Genomic DNA, 3718 nt, shown 5'->3' with positions numbered 1-3718 from the left:
CCTCGTAGCTATCGTAGGGGCTTTTGCCGGTAGCGATCGCAGTCGCATATACAAACCCTTTAAATGTCGATCCTGGCTGCCGTTGTGCCTGGGTAACTCGATTAAACTGATTTTTACCAAAGTCTTTTCCCCCAACCATTGCCTTAATTTCACCGTTGCGGGGGTCTATGGCCACCATTGCTGCTTGCTTAAAGTTTTCCCAGCGTCCTTGATTTCGCAATGTTTTTGCAACTGCCTCTTCTGCCACTTTCTGCCAACTTGGGTTGAGCGTGGTTTCTACTACTAAACCCCCACTTTTTAATACATTAGGAGAAACATACTTGGGCAATTCTTTTTGGATGTAGGTGGTAAAGTAGGGTGATTCTACTTGGACTCGCTTGGGTAAACTGCTTTTGAGGGTTAATGGCTCCTGAACTGCTGCTTGCCTTTGCTCTGGCGTAATTATTTTATCTTCTTGCATACGTAGTAATACCAAGTCCCGCCGCCGTTTTGCCGCTTCGGGATTTTTGTCTGGGGCGTATAAGCTAGGAGCGGGAGCTAATCCAGCAATCGTTGCCATTTCTGCGAGGGAAAGTTGATCTGGCGACTTACTAAAGTATACCCAGGCGGCATCTGCGACACCATAAGCGCCAGATCCCAAATAAACCAGATTTAGGTAACGCTCTAAAATCTGATCTTTGGTTAATTCTTGCTCCATTTTTTGAGCAAGGCGGACTTCCTTGAGTTTGCGCCAGATTGTCTGCTCTTGTTTCAAAAACAGAATCCGTGTTAGCTGTTGGGTGATGGTGCTACCACCTTCTACCACACCTTGCGATCGCAAATTATTCAAACCCGCTCTGACAATCCCTTGCGGATCGACTCCGTTGTGTTGCCTAAATCTTCTATCTTCTGAGGCGATGAAAGCTGTTTTTAAATTATCTGGTATTTGTTCTAGCTGTAGCTGTTCTCTGGTCGCTTCACCTTGTTGTTGTAATATTGTGCCATCAGCAGCTTTAATGGTCAGTGTTTGCTCTCGAAACACAGCATTCAACTCAGACTGATCTGGCAAAGTCCGATCTATTAAACTGATGCCGTAGATGAAGGCAAGTATCCCACCACCAACACCCAAACCCGCCCAAAACCAGATGCGGCGATAGAGTGGTCTAGCGCCAGTTGCCCGATTGACCCTCATCCTAGATGGTAAAATTTTCATTTTGCTCAGTAACTGCCTCGTCTGCGCCAGATATGCTGGTGGTAAGCTCTCATTCGTTCCTCCTCGTCCAGAGTCACTCAAATTAGTTGGTCTTCGCTTGAACCAGGAGGTAAGCTTCCCCACGTCAGTTCCTCGCTCAAAGTAGTAAGCAATTATAACCACCATCAATCAACTTTGGGGTTATAGCACTACCATTGTGTTAGTATAATATCCTATAAATAATTAACTGAATTCACTAGAAAATAATGTTTTTTAAATTTGGTTAATTTAGTTTTGTAAAAAATGCGGCAATTTTGATAACTACTGCGAATATAAAAGCTATTGACAAGTATCTGCAAAGACAGCCCGAAAACGGCTTATTTCAGGAAAGTGTAATGTCTACATCAGGCTACGATGAAGCAGAGCTAAGACGAAGCGCCGTTTCTCTTGGTAGTAATATTGGCGATTCCCAGACAATTTTAGAAGCAGCTATAGAGACTTTAGCCCAAACGCCAGGTATTGTTTTAGAAGCTAGATCCCATTGGTATCAAACCAAAGCTGTTGGGCCACCACAGCCAGATTACCTCAACGGCTGCGTCATATTGCATGTAGAAATACTCCCCCAGCAGTTATTAGAAATTTTGTTAGGAATTGAACAACAATTTGGGCGCGTTCGTCAGGAACGCTGGGGGCCACGAACCCTAGATTTGGATTTGTTATTATATGATGACATTACTTTGGATACACCAAATCTCCAGGTTCCCCATCCACGAATGCGGGATCGGGCCTTTGTGTTAGTCCCACTGGCAGAAATTGCTCCAAATTGGATAGAACCAGTTTCCGGGTGTGTTATTAAAGAGCTGCTGAAAGAGGTAGACTGTTCTGATGTACATTTATGGGTGGACAATTAAAATTACCATCCTTAAAAGCAGAAGAACACTGATTTTGCCTCTGTATTCACAGATAATCAGATTTTACTATGCCATTAGGTAGAGAATTACCACAACTGCTGAGACAACGCCTGTTTCATAAAGGACGCAAGTTTGATTTTGAAGTTAATCGCTTGCGTTTGCCGAATAAATCGGAAGGAGAATGGGAATGTATTCGTCACCCTGGCGGTGCTTTAGCTGTACCAGTGACAGCGGAAGGTAAACTTATACTGGTGCGTCAGTACCGTTTTGCGATTCAGGGGCGGATATTAGAATTTCCGGCGGGGACATTGGAAGGAACTGAAGAGCCTTTAGAAACAATACAGCGTGAAATTGCCGAAGAAACTGGCTATAGTGCCCAAAAATGGGACAAATTAGGCGAATTTTTCCTAGCTCCTGGCTATTCTGATGAAATTATCTATGCTTTTCTGGCGCGAGATTTAGAAAAGCTGGAGACACCACCACCACAAGATGGAGACGAAGATATCGAAACTGTGTTTATGACTCCTGAAGAATTAGAAAAAGCTATTCTGGAGGGAGAGCCGATAGATGCTAAATCAGTTTCTAGCTTTTTTCTGGCGCGTCCGTTTTTAATTTAATACCCTTATGCTGCTAGAGTTAGCGGTTGCAGATGCCTACGGTGCAGGTTTTGAATATGCAGACGAAATGATCGTTAACAATGATTTGAGTCGATACGTTGAACATCCGCGTTTTCGACTCAATCCTGGCAGCTATACCGACGACACCCAGATGAGTATTGCCATTGCGGAAGTGATTGTCGCTCAAGCACCGTGGACGCCAGAAGTTTTAGCCGATAGTTTTGTTAGAGCCTTCAAACGCGATGAGAGAGAAGGTTATTCCCGAAGCTTCTACCATTTTCTGGGAGAAATTCAGGATGGGGAAGAGTTTTTAACCAAAATTAACCCTGATAGTGACAAAAGCGGGGGAGCAATGCGTGCAGCCCCCATTGGCATCTACTCTACACCAGAAAAAGTGATTGAGGCGGCAACAATTCAAGCGGCAATTACCCACAATACATCTGATGGGATCAATGCTGCCGTTGCGGCTGCCTTAATGTCACATTATTTTATCTATCGACTGGGAGAAAAACGCAAATTAGGACGGTTTCTGGAAGGTTATGTATCTGGAGAGTGGAATAAACCGTGGGAAGGTAAAGTCAAGTCCAAAGGCTGGATGAGTGTCAGAGCAGCGATTACTGCGGTGATGCGAAATGACAGCATGAGCGAACTTTTACAAGATTGTATCGCTTTTACTGGGGATGTAGATACAGTAGCTGCAATCGCCTTGGCTGCTGGTTCCTGTAGCGAAGAAATCACTCAAGACATTCCCAATCATCTTGTCACAGCGTTAGAAAATGGAGCTTACGGTAGAGATTACCTCATCGAACTGGATAAGCAGTTAATGAGTTTGGTGGGTAAAAAGATCGGTTAAATCTAATAGATAAGAGTAGGGCTAAGTAATTTGAATTTTCTAATTTTGGAGCGAGTTGAGTTCAGATGCTCAAAAGGCTATATTTTAGTGTTTAATTTTAAGTTAGATAATCGAAAGCATATTTTAAGCCAAATTGATGAATCATACTCTAGCTTCTACTTTAGGA

The 3718-nt window shown here is 43.5% G+C and carries 4 protein-coding genes; 3 read left to right on the top strand and 1 reads right to left on the bottom strand.

The features are described from left to right. The coding region (locus IQ229_RS17890; protein WP_409339942.1) for a transglycosylase domain-containing protein at positions 1-1192 on the bottom strand (1192 nt) is incomplete at its 3' end. A gap of 374 nt (positions 1193-1566) precedes the next feature. On the opposite strand from IQ229_RS17890, the gene folK reads away from it, so the two are divergent. The 3 genes from folK (at position 1567) to IQ229_RS17875 (ending at position 3552) form a co-directional block, all read left to right on the top strand. Continuing rightward, positions 1567-2082 carry a 2-amino-4-hydroxy-6-hydroxymethyldihydropteridine diphosphokinase gene (gene folK, locus IQ229_RS17885; protein WP_194046011.1) on the top strand — a complete coding sequence of 172 codons (516 nt, stop codon included), beginning with the start codon at positions 1567-1569 and terminating at the stop codon, positions 2080-2082. Positions 2083-2150: 68 nt separating this feature from the next. Further along, on the top strand, positions 2151-2699 hold the full coding sequence (locus tag IQ229_RS17880) for an NUDIX hydrolase (RefSeq protein WP_194046009.1): 549 nt from the start codon (positions 2151-2153) through the stop codon (positions 2697-2699). Positions 2700-2706: 7 nt separating this feature from the next. Next, positions 2707-3552: an ADP-ribosylglycohydrolase family protein gene (locus tag IQ229_RS17875; RefSeq protein ID WP_194046007.1), complete on the top strand. Its 846-nt coding sequence runs from the start codon at positions 2707-2709 to the stop codon at positions 3550-3552. Positions 3553-3718: the final 166 nt, after the last annotated feature.

Source organism: Nostoc cf. edaphicum LEGE 07299, assembly GCF_015207245.1.
GTDB classification, from domain to species: domain Bacteria; phylum Cyanobacteriota; class Cyanobacteriia; order Cyanobacteriales; family Nostocaceae; genus Nostoc; species Nostoc edaphicum_B.
Note: the sequence above shows the minus strand (reverse complement) of the source record. Positions and strands in the feature narration are given on the sequence as shown.